The organism is Nocardia otitidiscaviarum NBRC 14405 (genome assembly GCF_000308635.1).
In the GTDB taxonomy this organism is placed as follows: domain Bacteria; phylum Actinomycetota; class Actinomycetes; order Mycobacteriales; family Mycobacteriaceae; genus Nocardia; species Nocardia otitidiscaviarum.
In genome coordinates this window covers 49,989-68,290 of sequence record NZ_BAGD01000104.1, presented here as the reverse complement: position 1 = coordinate 68,290, position 18,302 = coordinate 49,989, and the positions used below count along the sequence as shown (strand labels likewise).

Below are 18,302 nucleotides of genomic sequence, written 5' to 3'. Positions count from 1 at the left end.
GCGCGGCGGGCGCCGCATCCAGCACCGTCGCCAGGTAGTACCCGGTCCCCGCCCCGATCTCCAACACCGCCGGGTCGGTCCGGCGCGGCGGTAGGTCATCGCCCGCGCGGGTAGTTGCGAGCGGTAGGTTCTCGCCCTGATGCGAGCGTGCGGGCGCACCATGCTCGTCCGCATGGTCGTTTGCGGGCGAAACCTCCGCACCCGGATGAACCGCCGCGTTCACCGGGTCCGATGCCGCCATGCTCGAACTGTGGTCGTCGCATGCGGCCGTGATCGTGTCGCTCGCAAGGCCGCCATGTTCGGTGCGGTCGTGCACCGCACCCGACAGCAGGGTCGCCGCGAGCCGTGCCGCCGACGCTGCTCGAACAGCCCCGGGCCGAGCGGGGCCGTTCGAGTTCCCGCCCACGCCGGCTGCCGATCCACGCGGGAGGCCGGTCGTGGTCGATGATGCGCCGGGGCGGGGGAGCCCGGCGGCAGGCGCACTTCCATCCGTTGCTGCCGGTCGCACCGCTTCTGCCGCAGGCGCAGACGGGCTGGCGTCAGTCGTTCCCCCGGCCTCCCGCGAGGTTGGTGCCGGGGTTGCCGCGGGCGCGAACTTCCTCGCTACTCGACTGCCGGCCATGTGCGGAGCTGGGTCGGGCGTCGTATGCCGCGTCCCGGTGGTTGGGGCGGGTCCGAGGTCGCCCCTATCCACCTCGTCGGCGTGGGGCGGGTGTGTCGACGGCGTGTGCATCGGGGCGAGCGCATTGCCCACCGTACGGGCCACGGCCGCGGCGATGGGGGCGAAGTGGCCCGCGGCTTGGAATGCGGCGCGGGCGTCGAGCATTTCCGGGGTGTCGCCGGCCATTTTGGTGGACGAGCCGGTGAGGAGGCTGACGTAGCCCTGTTTGGCCAGGTCGAAGGAGTGGCCCCGGGGGCAGCGCAGGGTGCGGTCCCGGCCGGTGAGGTCCCGGCCGCACTCCGGGCAGGAGAGTAGATCGGCGCATGCGAAGGGCCGCTCGGTCGGGCCCGGTACGGGACCGGTGAGCGGTTCGGTGTCGCCGAGATGCGTCGCTGCGGTGCCGGTGAGCCGGTTCACCGGGTCGGTGCGGCTCACCGGCAGGTCAGGCTGCTAGCTGGTGACACTCTTGAGTTCGTCACCGAGCGCCGCGGCTTCCTCCGGCGTGAGCTCGACGACCAGACGCCCGCCACCCTCGAGTGGAACCCGCATGACGATTCCACGCCCTTCCTTGGTTGCCTCGAGGGGACCGTCCCCGGTGCGGGGCTTCATGGCCGCCATCCTCTGCTCCCTCCAGATCTGCGCGGTCTGCTGCGCACTTTCATGGAACTCCAGTTGTCACCAACTGGCAGCCCGCGCGTATGTGGCGGGCCGCACCGCACCCATTCTTCCCTATCGCCGATCGGGGCGGGTACCTGAGTTCCAAAAACCGACCGTTGTGGCGCGTGCGGGTGCTATGGGCGTACCCAGCAATCGACCACGTGATCATCCACCATTCCGGTCGCCTGCATCAGCGCGTAGGCCGTCGTGGGACCGACGAAACGGAAGCCGCGCTTCTTCAGATCTTTTGCGAGAGCGGTGGATTCGGCTGTGACGGCGGGCACGTCGGACAGTGTCGCCGGACGCGGTCGCGGCCCCGGCGCGAACGACCAGAGCAGCTCGTCGAGGCCGGTGTCGAGCTCCCGGGCAACCCTGGCATTGGTGATACAAGCCTCGATTTTGGCGCGATTGCGAACTATGCCCGGATCGCCGAGCAGTCGTTCCACATCGGCGTCCCCGAACTTCGCCACCCGCTCGATCTCGAACCCCTCGAACGCCGCCCGGAATGCGGGCCGCTTCCGCAAAATCGTGATCCAGGAAAGTCCGGACTGAAACGCCTCCAGACACATCCGTTCGAACAATGCGTCATCCCCGTGCAGGGGCTTTCCCCATTCCTGGTCGTGGTAATCCCGATACAGCTGCGACCCGGTCGACCAGCCGCACCTGGTCAGTCCGTCGGCGGGTGATTCCAGGGTCGTCACCGCTCGTCCGCCTCGGTCTCGGGCGTGGAGACGCCGGGCACGATGCCGGGCATCGCCTGCCCGTCCGACCGGCCCGGACCCGCGGCGGGCGCGTGGTCCGGTGCTCCCGCGCCGGAATCCGCGGGCGTAGTCCGGTTCACCGAACTGGACCCGGTGGCGACGGGGCTATCGCTCGGCACCGAACCGAACACCGGACCGCCGTTCGGATGCCCGAACGTCGGGACCGCAGGGGTGGGCGTCTCGCCCGGTCGCGACGCCCCGGAGACCTCGGTCGCCGCAGAGAATCGGCCGGTACGAGCGGCCTGGTCGCCGGGTGTGAACGGTTCGCCGGGATTCGTCCGCGGGGTGTGGGGGTCGAAGTGGCTTGGAGGGTGGGCGCTGTCGGCGGGGTCGACCGGCCTGGTGACGGGGTCGCCCGGGCGTGGGGCACGTTCGGTGTCGCTGTCCGGCCGAGCGGTGCCGTTGGCGGTATCGCGGTGCGGGGTGGCGGTGTGCTCGCGGTACGAGGTGCCGTTGGCCGGTGCGGGCTGGCCCGCGCGGGCCTGGGCCAGCTGCCATTCGAGTTCGTCGATGCGGGCGGCGAGGCGGGTCAGGGCCCAGTCGACCTCACCGGCCTTGTAGCCGCGCAGCACCTGCTGGAAGCGCAGGGCGCGCACATCGCCGCCGGTGATGCCGTCGACGGGGAGCACGGTGGCGGTGGTGCCCTCGGGGAGCGGGCCCAGCTCCTCGGATCGGCCGAATACCGCGCTGGCGACCAGGAACAGCAGCGCGGCCACCAGACCGACGATCAGCACGTACAGCAGCAGCGTGAGCATGGGTTCGAGCTTAGGGGGCGTTCGGGGGCGGGGGTGGGCTCGGCCCCGGCGGAATTCGGCCGTCGAATTCGGTTGGGGGAGGGGGAGCGTGGTGGTGGGTGCGGTCCCGCGCCTGGGTGCGGTGGCGCGGGACCGCGGTGGCTGTCGGTACACGCTGTCCGACAGTGTCAACGGTACACCGAAACAAAATGTTCGGGTGTGCGAAATGTGGTGGGCGTGTTGTGGGGGTGCGGGAGCTGGCCCGGTGGGAGATGTGCCGGGGGAGCACCCGCTCGGAGTGTGCTGCGTGGGCTGTCCGAGCGCAGCGGTGCGTGTGTGGGCTGTCCGAGTGCTGCGGTGCGTGCGGGCTGGCCGAGGGCGGTGGGGGTGAGTCGGTTGTTCGGGTGTGGGGTAGGTCAGAGGTGGCGGGTGGTGTCGATATTGAGGGACATGCCCGCCAGGCCGCGTCGGCGGACCGCGAGTTTGTCGGCGATATCGCGCAGCGCCTTGCCCGAGGCGCTGTCGGGGGCGCGCAGGACGATGGGGGTGCCCTCGTCGCCCGCCTCGCGCAGCGACTGTTCGATCGGGATCTGACCCAGCAGCGGGACATTCGCGCCGATGGCGCGGGTGAGGTTCTCGGCGACGGTCTGACCGCCGCCGGAGCCGTAGAGGTCCATGCGGGTGCCGTCGGGCAGATCGAGCCAGGACATGTTCTCGATGACGCCCGCGATGCGCTGGCGGGTCTGCAGCGCGATGGAGCCCGCGCGCTCGGCCACCTCGGCGGCGGCCAGCTGCGGGGTGGTCACCACCAGGATCTCGGCATTGGGGATGAGCTGGGCCAGCGAGATGGCCACGTCACCGGTGCCGGGCGGCAGGTCGAGCAGCAGCACGTCCAGATCGCCCCAGAACACGTCGGCGAGGAACTGCTGCAACGCCCGGTGCAGCATGGGTCCGCGCCACACCACGGGCGTATTGCCCTGGGTGAACATGGAGATCGAGATGACCTTCACGTCGTGCGCGACCGGCGGCATGATCATCCGCTCCACCTGGGTGGGCCGCTGGTCGGTGCCCAGCATGCGCGGCACCGAGTGGCCGTAGATATCGGCGTCGAGCACGCCCACCGCGAGTCCGCGCGCGGCCATGGCGGCCGCGAGATTCACGGTGACGCTGGACTTTCCGACGCCACCCTTACCGGAGGCCACCGCGTACACGCGGGTCAGCGACCCGGGCTGGGCGAAGGGGATGACCGGTTCGGCGGCGTCGCCGCGCAGCTTGCGGCGCAGCTCGGTGCGCTGCTCGTCGTTCATGACGTCGAGGGTCACGTCGATCGCGCCCACATGGGGCACGTCGGCGACCGCCTTGGTGACCCGCTCGGTGAGCGTGGTCTTGAGCGGGCACGCCGCCGTCGTCAGGTAGATCTCGACGTGGACACTGCTGTCGGCGCCGATCTCGACGCTCTTCACCATGCCCAGTTCGGTGATCGGCTTCCGGATCTCCGGGTCGTCCACCTTCGCGAGCGCGCCCCGCACATCCGATTCCGTTACCACTGGCATGTACGCCAGTCTATTGGCCTCGGATGCGTGGCATCGATGGGCCTCGGATGCGTGGCATCGATGGGCCTCGGATGCGTGGCATCGATGGGCCTCAGATGCGCGGCAATTGGGCGGGCTGCGGTGCGACGCCGCTCTGATAGGCGACCTGCCAGGCCATCACGTTGGCGACGTAGGCCATGGAGTTGTTGTACCGGAGGATGGCGCGGGTCTGCTGCGCCCGATCCCGCATGTCGAGGCCGCCCGAGCACAGGTATTTGCCCGCGGTGAGGGTGGCGTCGAAGAGGTTCTGCGGGTCGGCGATACCGTCGCCGTTGCCGTCGGCCGCGTAGTGCTTCCAGGTCTCGGGCAGGAACTGCATGGGACCGACCGCGCGGTCGTAACCCTGGAGCCCGTCCAGGGAGCCGCCGTCGGAATCGTAGATCACGTGGTTGCCGTACAGGCTGCCGTCCAGCACCGGTCCGTAGACGGGGGTGAGCGGGTTGCCGCCGTCGTCGGCCTTGCCGCCGAAAACGTGCCGGGATTCCACGCGGCCGATACCGGCGAGCATGGACCACGACATGCCGCAGGTCGGATTCTCCGCCGCCAGTACATGTTCCGCGTTCTTGTACGCGGCCTCGGCGATGCCGGGCATATCGAGCGGACCGGTGGGGGCGGCGGCCGGAGCGCGGCCGTCGGGCTGCGCGATCGTCCGCACCTGCGGCGGTGGTGGCGGCGCGGCCTGTTTGGCCTCTCGCAGCAGGAGTTCCGGGGCGGCGGCCACCGGTGCGGCGGCCGCCTCCAGTCTGGGTAGGTGATCGTCGGCTTCAGGCGAAATCCGTTGCTGCACAGAGCTTGCCAGCTTGTCGGCCAGGCTGCCGTCGGCCGCCCCGGTTACGGTGGCGAGCCCCGCGGGAACGAGTCCGGTGAGTGCGATGACAGACTGCCGACGTACGTTGACGGCCGGCGGTTTGCGGTGACGTCCCACGGTGTGATGGCCCTCCATTGCTGTCCGGATGTGCCCTCGGTAATGCAATGGAGATCACGGTACCGCATTCGAGATCTGTTCGTTACTCCTTCGTGATCCTTTTTCTCGTTTGCGTCACGGAGCCGGGGCCGGGGGCGGCGGGGGCAGCGGAATCGTGATGCCGAACGGCAGCGTGATGGCCGGCGCGGGCGGCGCGGCGGGCTCCTCCGCGGGCGCGGGAGCCGAGCCCTCGGCGGGCGCGGGCGGTGCGGATTCCGTTGGCAGCACCGGATTCTCGGGCTGCGGCTGAGCCTGCGGCTGCGGTGCGGGCTGCGGCGGCTGGGCGGCCTCGGGGGCGGTGCAGGACGCCGGGGTCGGCAGCGGCCGACCGTCCGGACCGAATTGCTGCCCGGACAGGTCGGGCTGGGCCGATTCCTCCGCTTTGCCCACTTCCGGTGCCGCATTCGCCGCGTCCATCGGATCCGGCATCGGCGCCGGAACCGCTTCCTGCGCACAGGGGTTCGGCGGGGGCGGCGGGCAGAAGATGCCGCACGGAATCGGCGGCAGCCCCGGAATGGTGATCATCACCTGGGTCGGCGTCTGCTGCGGCGCGACGGTGTTCGACGGCGGCTGCTCCGAGGTGGACGGGGTCGGGAGCGTGTTGTTGGCCAGCGTCATATCCGGCACGCTCGCGGTGGGAATGCTGCCCGGGGCGATGAGATCCGGCGAGATGCTGACCTGGGTGGGCGCGCCGCCGGTCTTGTAGGCGTGCGACCAGCTCAGCACCTGGGCCGCGTACGACATGGAGTTGTTGTAGCGCAGCACGGCCCGCAGCTGCTGCTGCTGATCGCGCAGGTTCATATTGCCCGAGCACAGGTACTTGCCCGCGGCCAGCGCGGCGTCGAAGACATTGTGCGGATCGGAGACGCCGTCGCCGTTGCCGTCGGCGGCGTACAGCGCCCAGGTGCCGGGCAGGAACTGCATGGGGCCCAGGGCGCGCACATAACCGCCGTCGGCGGCCTTGATGATCTCGTTGCCCGGCAGGGTTCCGTCCAGCGCCGGGCCGTAGATGGGCGTGACGGTGGTGCCCGCGGCGTCGGTGCGGCCATTGCTGGCATGTCCGGATTCGATGCGTCCGATTCCGGCCAGCAGATTCCACGACAGCCCGCAGCCGGGCATGGAGGATTCCAGCGCCAGCTCGGCATTGCGGTAGGCGGCGAGCACGATCTCCGGAATGCCGAGTACGCCGGCGCCGCCCGGGAGCGCGATGTCCTGCAGCGGCACGGTGCCGTTGAACATGCCGTCCGCGGGCGGGGTCAGGGCGCGCAGTTTGCGCGGCGGCTCCGGGGCGGCGGGCACCAGTCCGACGAGTTTGTCGGAGGCGGGTTGGTCGGCGGCGACGGCGTCGACCGCGCTGGCGGCCAGCAGGGCGTCGGGAGCCTGGGGCGCCTCGGTTCTGTGGGTGGTATTGGTGGCCGATCCGGCGGTGACGAGTCCGGCCAGGATGAGAGCCGATGCTGTCACCGGAGCTGCTATTCGTTTTGGCACCACACAATCCCCTCAACAGTCGTGGAGCAGCCGGTAGCGCGGTGACACCCACCTCAGTGGAAGGTGTCTGAGTCGGTTGCTCGGAACAACGTGATCCAGGTTACCCATCCGTAAGCTTGTTGTGTGCAACTTGTGCCGTCATTCGCCATCTTTTTGCGGCGAAACTACGACCTCGGACCTCTTTCTCTCGGTACCCTTCTTCTTTTTGCGTTCGCCTGACCGGTCTGATTTGTCCGTTCCACCTGCGGATTCGCCGTCCAGATGGGTGATCAGATCCTTGATGTCCTCGAGTTCGCGCCGCAGGTAGTCGCGGGTCGCGACCTCGCCGACGGCCAACCGCAGCGCCGCCAGCTCCCGAGCCAGGAACTCGGTGTCGGCCTTGGTCTGGGCGGCGCGCATCCGGTCCTCTTCGAAGGCCACCCGGTCGCGATTGTCCTGCCGGTTCTGCGCCAGCAGGATGAGCGGCGCGGCATAGGCGGCCTGAGTGGAGAAAGCCAGGTTGAGCAGGATGAACGGATACGGGTCCCAGCGCAGGCTCACCGCGAAGACATTGAGCACGATCCACACCACCACCACGACGGTCTGGATCGCCAGATAGCGCCCGGTGCCCAGGAACCGGGCCACGCGTTCGCTGGAGCGGGCCAGCGCCTCGGCGTCCCAGTCGAACCGGAAGCGCGACTCCGACGGCGTCTCCAACCGCCCCCGGGGGCTGTGGTCGGTCATGGCTTGCCTCCCGGAAGCTTGTGCGCGACAACGGTTCCGGTCGCCTCGGTGAGCTCGTGCTCATCTTGTTCGCGCCAGTCCTCGGGCAGCAGGTGGTCCAGCAGATCGTCCACCGAGACCGCGCCCAGCAGGTGGTTCTCGTCGTCGACCACCGGCCCGCACACCAGGTTGTAGGTGGCGAAATAGCGGGTGACCGCGGTGAGTGACGCCTCCGGGCGCAGCGGGCTCAGATCGGTGTCGAGAATGCCGCCCACCAGGTGTGCCGGAGGTTCGCGCAGTAGTTGCTGAATGTGTACGCAGCCCAGATACCGGCCGGTGGGCGTCGCGGTCGGCGGGCGCACCACGAAGACCATGGAGGCCAGTGCCGGGGTGAGATCCGGATCGCGCACCCGGGCCAGCGCCTCGGCGATGGTGGTGGAGGCGGTGAGCACCACCGGGGAGGGGGTCATGAGGCCACCGGCGGTGTAAGGCGCATGCTCGAGCAGCCGCCGCACCGGTTCGGATTCCTCCGGATCCATCAGGGCCAGCAGCGATTCCGCCTCGCCCGCGGGCAGCTCGCCGAGCAGGTCGGCGGCGTCGTCGGGGTCCATCGCCTCGAGCAGGTCGGCGGCGCGTTCGGTGCCGAGCTGTTCCAGCAGTTCGATCTGGTCGTTCTCCGGCAATTCCTGCACCACATCGGCGAGGCGCTCGTCGTCGAGCGCGCGCACCACCTCGATACGGCGCTTCTCCGGGAGTTCGCGCACCAGATGTGCGACATCCGCCGCCCGCATGCCCTCGAATTGCTCGAGCAGCTGGGTGACGTCCTGGCCCGGCAGGTTGAGCTCCGTCTGAGTCAAACCCCGCACATGCGACCACGCGACCACGTGCACGGCCCCGCGGCGACGGAAGGCCGAGCCCAGCCGGCGGCGTTCGCGCACCGCCACCCGGGACACCACCCAGTCGCGGGTGCGGGTCTGCTCCAGGCCGAGATCGGTCACCACCACATCGATATTGCCCAGCTCCGGCAGTTCCGGATCGTCCACCCGCACGGTGGAGTCGATGATCTGGGCGATGGCCAGCATCTCACCGTGCCGCTGCTCGAAGCGGCGCACGCTGATGGTGCCGGTATTCAGGGTGATCGCGCCGGGTTCGATCGAGGTCACCCGCAGCATGGGCACGAAAATGCGCCGCCGGGTGGGCAGTTCGACGAGGATGCCGAGGATGCGCGGCTGCTGCCGGTCGTACCGGATGGAGATCACCAGATCACGGAGGCGGCCGATAGACTCCCCGTCCGGTCCCAGTACCACCAGGCCCGCGAGCCGGGCGGCGAATACCTTCGTCGCTGCCATAACTGTCAGGCTAGAGGGTCTGGCTGCCCGAATTGTCGCGCCACGAGCGCGGATGTGAGAGGTGACGCATGACATCGCGCCGTTCGGTACTCGCCGTACCCGGCAGCAATCAGCGCATGATCGAGAAAGCCAAGGGACTCGCCGCCGACGAGGTGTTCCTGGACCTCGAGGACGCGGTCGCGCCGGCGGCGAAGGCGGCGGCACGGGCGAATATCGTGGCGGCCCTGAACTCCGGCGGCTGGGGCGACCAGATCCGCGTGGTGCGGGTCAACGACTGGACCACCGAGTGGACCTACGCCGACGTGATCATGGTCGTGGACGGCGCGGGCGCGAATCTGGACGCCATCCTGCTGCCCAAGGTCACCGACGCGGGCCAGGTGCGCGCCCTGGACCTGCTGCTGACCCAGCTGGAGAAGGCCAACGGCCTCACCCCCGGCGGGATCGGCATCGAACCGCAAATCGAGAACGCCCTGGGCCTGCGCAATATCGACGAGATCGCCACCGCCAGCCCCCGGGTGCAGACGCTGGTCTTCGGCCCCGCCGACTTCATGGCCAGCATCAGCATGCGCACCCTGGTGGTGGGGGAGCAGCCCGAGGGTTACACGCCGGGCGACGCCTACCACCACATCTATATGACGATCCTGCTCGCCGCCCGCGCGCACGGCCTCCAGGCCATCGACGGCCCCTATCTGGCGGTCCGCGATATCGAGGGCTTCCGCCGCAATGCCGCCCGCACCGCCGCGCTCGGCTTCGACGGCAAATGGGTACTGCATCCGGACCAGATCGCCGCGGCCAACGAGATCTTCAGCCCGCGCCAGGCCGACTACGACAAGGCCGAGGAGATCCTGGACGCGTACGCCTTCCACACGTCCGCCGATGGTGGCGCGCGGGGCGCGGTTATGCTGGGTGACGAGATGATCGATGAGGCCAGTGCGAAGATGGCGCAGGTCATCGCTGATAAAGGACGGGCGGCCGGAATGACGCGAACCACGCGTTTCGTTGGCCCCGCCGACGAGCAGAAATAGCATGATATGGCTATGACCAATCCCATGGGGACACCGAACAACCGCAACCGGCCGGGACTGCCGACGCCCCCGTCGGGCTGGCCGGTCGGGTCGTACCCCACCTACGCCGAGGCGCAGAAGGCCGTCGACTATCTGGCGGACAACCACTTTCCGGTCGAGAACGTCACCATCGTCGGTGTCGACCTCATGCAGGTCGAACGCGTGCTGTACCGGTTGACCTGGGGCAAGGTCATCGGCGGCGGCATGGTTTCGGGCGCGTGGCTGGGTCTGTTCATCGGCCTGCTGCTGAGCCTGTTCCGGCCCGAGGGCAGCAGCAGCCTGGGCATCATCGCGGTCGGCCTGGTCGGCGGCATCATCTTCGGCCTGATCTCGGCGGCCATTCCGTACGCGGCCACCCGCGGCCAGCGCGACTTCGCCTCCACCATGCAGTTGGTGGCGGGCCGCTACGACGTGCTGTGCGAACCCAAGGCGGCCGAGCAGGCGCGGGACATGCTGGCGAGGCTGGCGATCTAGCGGATGGATGTGATCGACGACGTCCGGGCCGCGGTGCTCGGACATTTCGGGGTGGCATCGGTCGATTCCGCCTCGGTGACCTTCCTCGGGCTGGAGCCCATCGAGATCCTGCGCGTTCCGGCGGGCGATCTGGTGCACTACGTGACGCTGGGCGGCTCCCGCCATCCCATGACCGATCCCTCCGCGGCGCTGGCCGATCCGCTGCGCGGCCCGCGCGCGGAACTGGTGCTCACCCAGTTGGGCAGTGCGGGCGCGAGTTCCGGCCTGGTGCGTACCCTCGGTGTGCTGGTGGCCACGCCCGCCGTGGAAGGCGTTGTGCTGCAACCGGATGCATTGCTGGATCTGGGAGAACCGCTGTGGCACAACGCCCGCTTCACCGCCGTGCTGCTCGGTGCGAGCGATATGGCCGAGGTGAAGCTGCCGGAACCGGCGGAGCCCGTGCGCTTTCTGACGGTCACCCCGATCACCGCGACCGAGGCGGCGTGGGTGCGGATTCGCGGTGCGGCGGCCCTGCGCGACGCCTGGACCGAAGCGGGCATCGACGTACGCGATCCCGATCGGGGTGCGGCCAACCTCTGACCGGAGCTCTCACAACCACCTGTTGCGTCGGAAGAGCACGAGCAGCACGCCGCAGGCGCTCAGGATGATCCCCCAGATCAGTGGATAACCGAAGGGCCACTTCAGTTCCGGCATGTACTCGAAGTTCATGCCGTAGATGCCCGCGACCATGGTGGGCACCGCCGCCATGGCGGCCCATGCGGAGATCTTGCGCATATCGGTGTTCTGCTGCACGCTCACCTTCGCCAGCGCGGCATTGATGAGCGCGCTGAGCTGTTCGTTGAAATCGGTGATGCGCTCGGCCACCGCGGTGTGGTGGTCGGTGACGTCGCGCAGGTAGCGCCGGATCTCCTTCGGCAGCGGCAGCGCCGTGTCGTGGGTGAGGAATTGCAGCGGCAGCGCCAGTGGGTTCACCGCCCGGCGCAGTTCCACCACTTCGCGTTTGAGCTGGTAGATGGGTTCGACGGTGAGCTTGTTCCCCGGGGTGAACACCGCCTCCTCCATCAGGTCCACATCGTCTTCGATGCGCTCGGACACCTCCACGTAGGTGTCGACGACCCGGTCGGCCACGGCGTGCAGCACGGTGGCCGGGCCGAGGGCGAGATGGTCGGGGTCGGCCTCGAGTTCGTGGCGCACGCCGGTCAGGGCGGTGTGGTCGCCGTGGCGCACGGTGATCACGAAATCGGTGCCGAGGAACACCATGATCTCGCCGGTGCTCACGATCTCGCTCACGGTGTTCAACTCGTGTTCGTGGTAGTCGACGGTGCGCAGCACCACGAACAGCGTGTCGTCGTAGCGCTCCAGCTTGGGGCGCTGATGCGCCTGCACGGCGTCCTCGACCGCCAGGTCGTGCAGGCCGAACGTGCGCGCCACGTCCGCCATCTGGGTGGCGTCCGGCTCGTAGAGCCCGAGCCAGACGAAGCCCGCGCCGCGTTCGCGGACCTCGCGCAGGGCCTGCTCGTGGGCGAACCGTCCCGGAAGCCGCTTGCCCGCCACGTACACCCCGCAGTCCACGACGGCGCGCGCGGTCGGCACCGGAATGCGCGGTCGGTCCCCGTCGGCGGCGCGGCGCGGCCCGCGGAACGACGGCAGCGGCGGCATGGTGGGCACGGCCCGATGCTATCCGCGCGGGGGCGGTCGAACCGCGCGTGACGGGCGGGGGCGAACAAGATCGATACCGGCGCAGGCAAGATGGACCCGTGCGCATCGATCTCCACACCCATTCCACCGCCTCCGACGGCACCGACACCCCGGCCGAACTGGTCCGCAACGCCGCGGCCGCCGGACTGGACGTGGTGGCGCTGACCGACCACGACACCACCTCCGGCTGGGCCGCGGCGGTCGAGGCGCTGCCGCCGGGGGTGACGCTGGTACGGGGGATGGAGATGTCGTGTGTGGGCATGGGCGAGGACGGGTATCCGGTGCCGGTGCACCTGCTGGCGTACCTGTTCGATCCCTCCGACGAGTCGTTCGCGCAGGAGCGGGAGCGGCTGCGCGCCGAACGTGTGGTCCGGCTGCGCGGGATGGCCGAGCGCATGGCGGCCGACGGCCTGCCCGTCGATCCGGAGGAGCTGATGGCCTCGGTGGGTCCGTCGGCGGGTCGGCCGCATCTGGCGCGGGCGCTGGTGGCGGCCGGGGTGGTGCCCAGTGTGGACGCGGCCTTCCAGGATCTGCTCGCCCCGCACGGCCGCTACTACGTGGAGAAGGCGGATACCCCGCTGCGGCGTGCGGTGGAGATGGTCGCCTCGGCCGGGGGTGTGAGTGTGGTGGCGCACGCGCGGGCGCGCAAGCGCGGACGGCTGCTGGCGCTGGACGATATCCGCGATCTGGCCGCGATCGGCCTGGGCGGCCTGGAGATCGACCACCCCGACCACAATGCCGCCGACCGCACGGTGCTCACCGAGCTGGCGGCCGAACTGGGCCTGCTGACCACGGGCTCCTCCGACTACCACGGCAGCAACAAGACCATCCGGATCGGCGAATTCACCACCGATCCGGAGCAGTTCGAGGAATTGGTGGGCAAGGCGACGGGTGTGCCGGTGATCTCCAAGGGGACGTCATGAGGGTGGTGCGGGGGTTGAGTGGGGTGGTCGCCGGGGGGACGGCGGTGCTGGCGGCGACCGTGCTGGGAGCCGGAATCCTCGGGGCGCGCAAGGGTTTCCCGGGGCCCGGAGTCGGCGTGATCGCCTGGCACATCGCGGCGGCGGTGCTGGCGGTCGGGGTGCAGGTCTACGCCGATCGTCGGCGGACCTGGGGTGCCACGCTGGTCGGCGCGGTGATCGTACTGGCGACGGTCTCGGCGCTGCTGTGGACACAGTGGTGGGACTAGGTCTCAGTCGCTGTCGTTGTAGCGGCGCAGATAGTCCGCGAATCGGGCGACGTCGGCGTCGTCCCAGTCCAGGAAGCGCAGTGTGAACGCTTCCCGCCGCCGTTCGTCGGCCTCGCGGGCGATCTCGCGTCCGGCCGCGGTGGCGTGCAGGACATGGTTGCGCCGGTTGGTCGGATCCACTTCGCGCCGTAGGTAATTCGCCTGTTCGAGGGCACTGACCTGGCGGCTCACGGTGGACTTGTCCAGGGCGAAGTGCTGGGCCAGCTCGGCGGCCAGGCAGCCGTCGCGTTCGATCACCAGGTCCAGGATGGTGAACGCCACCAGGGACAGCTCCGGGTGCAGTTCCGCCGATCTGCCGCGGGCGCGGCGGGCGAAGGCGGTGAGTTCGCGCTGGATGCTCTGGATGGCCGCCGCACGGGTGGGGTAGGCGGGCTCGGAATTCATGGTTGTATCATACAACGATAATAGTTGTATTTACCAACCATTGGAGAGTGTATGGCCTCGCCTCAGCTGCGGCACCTCGCCGGTCACCTGCTCACACCGCTGCTCATGTGCCTCGGCATGGGCCTCGCCTACCTGGGCGCGTTCCACCAGCCCGAACCCCACCACCTCCAGATCGCCGTCATCGGTGACAGCCCGGAGGTCAAGGTCCTCGCCCAGACCCTGAAGGACGGCGGCGGCGCCGCGCTCGAGGTGGTGACCCTGCCCGACCGCGAGCAGGCCGTGGCGCGACTGCGCGACCGCGAGCTCTCCGGTGCGTACCTGCCCGGTCCGGGGCAGCCCGAACTGCTGGTCGCCAAGGCCGGTTCGGATACCACCGCCATGGCCGTGGAAGCGGTCTTCGGCCAGGTCGCCGCCCGGCAGGGCGCACCGCTGACCGTCACCGACGTGGCCGCACCCGCCGCGGGCGATCCCACCGCGCAGGGCCTGTTCTTCCTGCTGGTCGCGTTGAGCATCGGCTCGTACACCAGCGTCGCGGTGATCGGTGCGGCCGGTGCCGCGCTGCCCATGGGCGTGCGCGCTCTGCTCGGGCTGGGCATGTCGCTGGCGGTGAGCGTGATCGGCATCGTGCTGGCCGGTCCCGTCTTCCACATCGTGGATCACGGCTACGCGGGGGTCTGGGGTCTGGGCCTGCTGTACAGCGCGGGCATCGTGGCGGTGGGCATCGGCCTGCACACCTTCCTGCAACGCTGGACCACGCTGGCGCTCATGGTGCTGTTCGTCATGCTCAACTTCACCACCGCGGGCGGCGTGTACGGCCCCGAACTCCAGAACGGCTTCTTCGGCGCGCTGCACGCCTTCTGGAACGGCGCGGGTTTCGTGGAGGGCGCGCGCGGGCTGCTCTACTTCGACAATGCCGGACTGGGCGGACGGCTGCTGAGCCTGCTGCTGTGGTTGGCGGCCGGGGTGGCACTGGTGGTCGTGGCGGCGCGCTACGAACGCGCGCGGTCCGAGCGGTCGCGGCAGCCGACCGAGAGCGAGATCGAGGCGGAAATCGAGGAGGCCGTCGGCGTCTGAATTCCATTCCCCGAGTAATCGGTAACAACTCTGTCTCGGTGCGGAAATCGGAACGCGGATAACGGTTGCGGCCGGTTGAACTGTGGTCGAACATCTGTCGATATGACCGAGTTCGAGGCCGATGTGCTCGTATTGGGCGGTGGCCCGGCGGGCTGCTGGGCCGCCTTGGCGGCGGCCGCCCGCGGCGCTCGGGTTCTCGTGGTCGACAAGGCGCGCGCGGGAGCCAGCGGCCCCACCGCCTGCGGCACGGTCTCACTCTGGAATCTGCCGCCCGGTCCGGCCCGCGACGAGGCGGTGCGACAGGGCTTCGCGGGTGGCAAGGGCCTGGGTGATCCGGAGTGGATGTACCGGGTCCTCGACGAGACGCACCGGCGCGTGGAGCAATTGGTGCGCCGCGGGTTCCGGGTCGACGGCGAACCGGTGGCCGGACCCACCCGGGTGGTGCTCGACGGGGCCAAATACCTCGGCCGCATGCGGCGCAGCATGGTGATCGCGGGGGTGCGGATTCTCGACCGGCATCCCGCCCTGCAACTGCTCACCGATCGCGACGGCCTGGTCTCCGGCGCCGCCGGGATCGCCCTGGCCAAGGGGCACCGCACCTGGACCGCCCGGGCCGCCGCCGTGGTGGTGGCCACCGGCGGCTGCGCCTTCCTGTCCGGCGGGGCGGGCACCGACGTGGACACCGGCGACGGACTGCTCATGGCCGCCGAAGCGGGAGCCGAACTCTCGGGGATGGAATTCTCCAGCGCCTACGCCCTGGCGCCCACCGGGGTCGCGGGCGCGCCCGCGGTGTTCGCGCCGGATCTGCTCATGTACCTGGCGACCCTGCACGACGAGCGGTCGGCGGGCGGCGGTCGCGAATTCGGTTCCCGGGCCGAGGCGTTCGCCGCCATCGCGGACGGCCGACGGGTTTACGCCCTGGCCGACGACCTGCCGGACGCCCTGCGCACCCAGTTGATCCGCGCGGGCGGCCTGGACGCGGCCGGGCGGGTGCCGCTGCGGGCGGTGCTGGAGGGGACGGTGCGCGGTACCGGCGGCCTGCGGTTGACCGGACCCGACTGCGGTACCAACCTGCCGGGCCTCTTCGGCGCGGGCGATGTGACCACACGGGAGCCGATCACGGGTGCGGTGAGCGGCTTCGGCGGGCAGAACGGGGCCTGGGCGATCTCCTCCGGGGTGTGGTCGGGCGCCGCCGCGGCCCGGTTCGCGCGGGAGCGGCGCAAGATCGGCAAGACGCGCGCGGTGCCCGGAGCCGGACTGGGCGCGCGGTCCGGCATCGACCCGCGCGCGGTGGTCGGCCTGGTGCAGGAGCACACCCTGCCGCTGCGGCGTTCGTACTGGCGCAGCGAGGGCAGCCTGCGTGACAGCATCGGCGAACTGGACGGCGTGTGGCCGGGCGTGCGGTTCGATCTGGGCGGCGGCGGGGCGGACCGGTTGCGCGCCCGGCAGGCGGCGGCGCTGCTGGCGGTAGCGCGCTGGACCAAGTACAGCGCGCTCGCGCGCACCGAGACCCGCGGCATGCATCGCCGCACCGACCATCCGGGCCGCAGCCGCGCGGGGCGGGTGCGGCTGGTGTCGGGCGGCTTGGATTCGGTGTGGGTCCGTTCCGACCGGTCGGCGGCGAATACGGCCGTGGGGGAACTCACCGCAGCCGAGTAGACCGCATTGTGATGTCTCACCGAATCGTGACGCGGTCGTGCGAGTTCTCCCTTACCTCCGGTTAATTACCGTCCACTACGCTCTGAAAATGGTGAATGAGCGAGACGGACCGTAGGCCCGATTTGGCACGTCGTCGCGGCTGCTGGCAAGATATGACGATCCCCGTCCGCTGTCACCCCAGCCGGTCGGGAGATCCGGTGATCACGATCACCCCGGCACCATGCCCGGACACACCCGTCCGGTTTTCTCGCTCGACGATCTGTGCAGCGACACGCTCTTTCCAAACCGTCGGACCCTTGCCTATGTCACGTCGACCGACGACAGTGGCACAGTGCGTTTCGACGGCGTGGTCAGCGCACCTCAGAGCCCCCGAAAACCATTAATACCTATTACCGAACGGTAACCGTCAAACGGTTGAGTCCGCATCGAGCAGGAGTGAAATCGTGTCACCCGTGACTGAAGCAGTGAACGCCACCGCGACCCCGTCGACCAATGCGGCGAACCTGGCCGACATCACCACGGAAGAAATCTACGCGGGTCACCTCGGTGGCAAGCTGTCGGTCGAACTCACCGCACCGCTCGAGACCCAGCGCGACCTGTCCATCGCCTACACCCCCGGAGTGGCGAAGGTGTGCCTCGGCATCGCCGAGGACGAATCCCTGGCCAAGACCTACACCTGGGCCGAGCGCCTGGTCGTGGTGGTCTCCGACGGCACCGCCGTGCTGGGCCTGGGCGATATCGGCGCACGCGCCTCGCTGCCCGTCATGGAGGGCAAGGCGGCGCTGTTCAAGAAGTTCGCAGGTCTCGACTCCATCCCGCTGGTGCTCGACACCAAGGATCCGGACGCCATCGTGGAGACCCTCATCCGCCTGCGCCCGAGCTTCGGCGCGGTGAACCTGGAGGACATCTCCGCCCCCCGCTGCTTCGAGATCGAGAAGCGCGTCATCGAGGCGCTGGACTGCCCGGTCATGCACGACGACCAGCACGGCACCGCCATCGTGGTGCTGGCCGCCCTGAAGGGCGCGGCCGCGCTCCAGCAGCGCGATATGTCCGCCATGAAGGTCGTGGTCTCCGGCGCCGGCGCCGCCGGTGTGGCCTGCACGAACATCCTGCTGGCCGCCGGTGTCTCCGATATCATCGTGCTCGACTCCAAGGGCGTGGTGAGCCAGGACCGCACCGACCTCAACGACGTCAAGGCCGAACTGGCCCAGCGCACCAACCCGCGCCATATCACCGGCGGCCCGGCCGAGGCGCTCGCCGGTGCGGACGTGTTCCTGGGGCTGTCGGCGGGCACCGTCGCCGAGGAGCTCATCGCCGCCATGGCGCCGGAGTCCATCGTCTTCGCCATGTCCAACCCGAACCCGGAGATCCACCCGGAGGTGGCCGCCAAGTACGCCGCCATCGTGGCGACCGGGCGCAGCGACTTCCCGAACCAGATCAACAATGTGCTCGCCTTCCCCGGCGTCTTCAAGGGCGCGTTGGACGCGGGCGCGCGCCGCATCACCGAGGGCATGAAGGTCGCCGCCGCCGACGCCATCTTCGGCGTCGTCGCCGACGAGCTCTCCGCCGACAAGATCATCCCCAGCCCCCTCGACCCCCGCGTGGCCCCGGCCGTCGCCGAGGCCGTGGCCGCCACCGCCCGCGCCGAGGGCGTCGCGTAGCTCGGGAGACGTCACCGGGACGGGGGTCCGGCTCCATCGGAGCCGGACCCCCGTCGCGTGCGTCGGGCTAGCGCCGGGCTGTCCCCGGACGTGCGGTTCCGTCGGAACGTGCGATCCCGTCGGGCGTGGCG

General features: G+C 69.7%; 17 protein-coding genes and 3 pseudogenes. 8 read left to right on the top strand and 12 right to left on the bottom strand.

Annotation, left to right across the window (positions count from 1 at the left end):
• The 10 genes and pseudogenes from ON31_RS23520 to ON31_RS23485 form a co-directional block, all read right to left on the bottom strand.
• Window positions 1-241: pseudogene (locus tag ON31_RS23520) on the bottom strand (hypothetical protein); the annotation flags it as partial.
• 636 nt (window positions 242-877) lie between these two features.
• Window positions 878-1,078 (bottom strand): annotated as a pseudogene (locus ON31_RS38610) (putative RNA methyltransferase); the annotation flags it as partial.
• A gap of 33 nt (window positions 1,079-1,111) precedes the next feature.
• Complete coding sequence (locus tag ON31_RS35780) at window positions 1,112-1,279, bottom strand: DUF3117 domain-containing protein (protein ID WP_006554284.1); 168 nt, start codon at window positions 1,277-1,279, stop codon at window positions 1,112-1,114.
• A 173-nt stretch (window positions 1,280-1,452) separates the two neighbouring features.
• Window positions 1,453-2,019: a DNA-3-methyladenine glycosylase I gene (locus ON31_RS23515; protein ID WP_039816878.1), complete on the bottom strand. Its 567-nt coding sequence runs from the start codon at window positions 2,017-2,019 to the stop codon at window positions 1,453-1,455.
• Window positions 2,020-2,528: 509 nt separating this feature from the next.
• Window positions 2,529-2,834: pseudogene (locus ON31_RS23510) on the bottom strand (DivIVA domain-containing protein); the annotation flags it as partial.
• 395 nt (window positions 2,835-3,229) lie between these two features.
• Window positions 3,230-4,366 (bottom strand): Mrp/NBP35 family ATP-binding protein, encoded by a 1,137-nt coding sequence (locus tag ON31_RS23505; protein WP_029931471.1) that lies wholly within the window; start codon window positions 4,364-4,366, stop codon window positions 3,230-3,232.
• A gap of 91 nt (window positions 4,367-4,457) precedes the next feature.
• On the bottom strand, window positions 4,458-5,330 hold the full coding sequence (locus ON31_RS23500) for a lytic transglycosylase domain-containing protein (RefSeq protein ID WP_039816921.1): 873 nt from the start codon (window positions 5,328-5,330) through the stop codon (window positions 4,458-4,460).
• Between the two features lie 114 nt (window positions 5,331-5,444).
• Complete coding sequence (locus ON31_RS23495; RefSeq protein ID WP_255222228.1) at window positions 5,445-6,833, bottom strand: lytic transglycosylase domain-containing protein; 1,389 nt, start codon at window positions 6,831-6,833, stop codon at window positions 5,445-5,447.
• A gap of 162 nt (window positions 6,834-6,995) precedes the next feature.
• The gene (locus ON31_RS23490) at window positions 6,996-7,580 is read right to left on the bottom strand and encodes a DUF1003 domain-containing protein (RefSeq protein ID WP_039816877.1); all 585 of its coding nucleotides are present in this window, start codon (window positions 7,578-7,580) and stop codon (window positions 6,996-6,998) included.
• Window positions 7,577-8,908, bottom strand: coding sequence for a magnesium transporter MgtE N-terminal domain-containing protein (locus ON31_RS23485; protein ID WP_051037655.1), 1,332 nt, complete (start codon window positions 8,906-8,908; stop codon window positions 7,577-7,579). The genes ON31_RS23490 and ON31_RS23485 overlap by 4 nt, the downstream gene beginning before the upstream one ends.
• A gap of 68 nt (window positions 8,909-8,976) precedes the next feature.
• On the opposite strand from ON31_RS23485, the gene ON31_RS23480 reads away from it, so the two are divergent.
• From ON31_RS23480 to ON31_RS23470, 3 genes are read left to right on the top strand one after another with little or no spacing between them, the layout of a single operon-like run.
• On the top strand, window positions 8,977-9,933 hold the full coding sequence (locus ON31_RS23480; RefSeq protein WP_039816876.1) for an HpcH/HpaI aldolase/citrate lyase family protein: 957 nt from the start codon (window positions 8,977-8,979) through the stop codon (window positions 9,931-9,933).
• Between the two features lie 12 nt (window positions 9,934-9,945).
• Complete coding sequence (locus tag ON31_RS23475; protein ID WP_029931477.1) at window positions 9,946-10,446, top strand: YflT domain-containing protein; 501 nt, start codon at window positions 9,946-9,948, stop codon at window positions 10,444-10,446.
• Window positions 10,447-10,449: 3 nt separating this feature from the next.
• Window positions 10,450-11,025 carry a suppressor of fused domain protein gene (locus ON31_RS23470; protein WP_039816875.1) on the top strand — a complete coding sequence of 192 codons (576 nt, stop codon included), beginning with the start codon at window positions 10,450-10,452 and terminating at the stop codon, window positions 11,023-11,025.
• A 9-nt stretch (window positions 11,026-11,034) separates the two neighbouring features.
• Here ON31_RS23470 and corA read toward each other — a convergent pair whose 3' ends face one another.
• Window positions 11,035-12,105 carry a magnesium/cobalt transporter CorA gene (corA, locus tag ON31_RS23465; RefSeq protein WP_039816915.1) on the bottom strand — a complete coding sequence of 357 codons (1,071 nt, stop codon included), beginning with the start codon at window positions 12,103-12,105 and terminating at the stop codon, window positions 11,035-11,037.
• 98 nt (window positions 12,106-12,203) lie between these two features.
• Here corA and ON31_RS23460 point away from each other — a divergent pair, with 98 nt between their 5' ends.
• Both ON31_RS23460 and ON31_RS23455 read left to right on the top strand, forming a co-directional pair.
• Window positions 12,204-13,067: a PHP domain-containing protein gene (locus ON31_RS23460; protein ID WP_039816873.1), complete on the top strand. Its 864-nt coding sequence runs from the start codon at window positions 12,204-12,206 to the stop codon at window positions 13,065-13,067.
• Complete coding sequence (locus tag ON31_RS23455) at window positions 13,064-13,333, top strand: hypothetical protein (RefSeq protein WP_081592682.1); 270 nt, start codon at window positions 13,064-13,066, stop codon at window positions 13,331-13,333. Before ON31_RS23460 ends, ON31_RS23455 begins: the two co-directional genes overlap by 4 nt.
• 3 nt (window positions 13,334-13,336) lie before the next feature.
• Here the strand turns inward: ON31_RS23455 and ON31_RS23450 are convergent, their stop codons facing one another.
• The gene (locus ON31_RS23450; RefSeq protein WP_039816871.1) at window positions 13,337-13,777 is read right to left on the bottom strand and encodes a MarR family winged helix-turn-helix transcriptional regulator; all 441 of its coding nucleotides are present in this window, start codon (window positions 13,775-13,777) and stop codon (window positions 13,337-13,339) included.
• A 51-nt stretch (window positions 13,778-13,828) separates the two neighbouring features.
• Between ON31_RS23450 and ON31_RS23445 the strand changes: the two genes are divergently transcribed.
• The 3 genes from ON31_RS23445 to ON31_RS23435 all read left to right on the top strand — a co-directional run bounded on the left by ON31_RS23445 (window position 13,829) and on the right by ON31_RS23435 (window position 18,171).
• Window positions 13,829-14,851: a hypothetical protein gene (locus ON31_RS23445; RefSeq protein WP_051037654.1), complete on the top strand. Its 1,023-nt coding sequence runs from the start codon at window positions 13,829-13,831 to the stop codon at window positions 14,849-14,851.
• Window positions 14,852-14,953: 102 nt separating this feature from the next.
• Window positions 14,954-16,510, top strand: coding sequence for an FAD-dependent oxidoreductase (locus ON31_RS23440; RefSeq protein WP_039816868.1), 1,557 nt, complete (start codon window positions 14,954-14,956; stop codon window positions 16,508-16,510).
• A 443-nt stretch (window positions 16,511-16,953) separates the two neighbouring features.
• Window positions 16,954-18,171 carry an NAD(P)-dependent malic enzyme gene (locus ON31_RS23435; RefSeq protein WP_081592681.1) on the top strand — a complete coding sequence of 406 codons (1,218 nt, stop codon included), beginning with the start codon at window positions 16,954-16,956 and terminating at the stop codon, window positions 18,169-18,171.
• The last annotated feature ends 131 nt before the right edge of the window (window positions 18,172-18,302 follow it).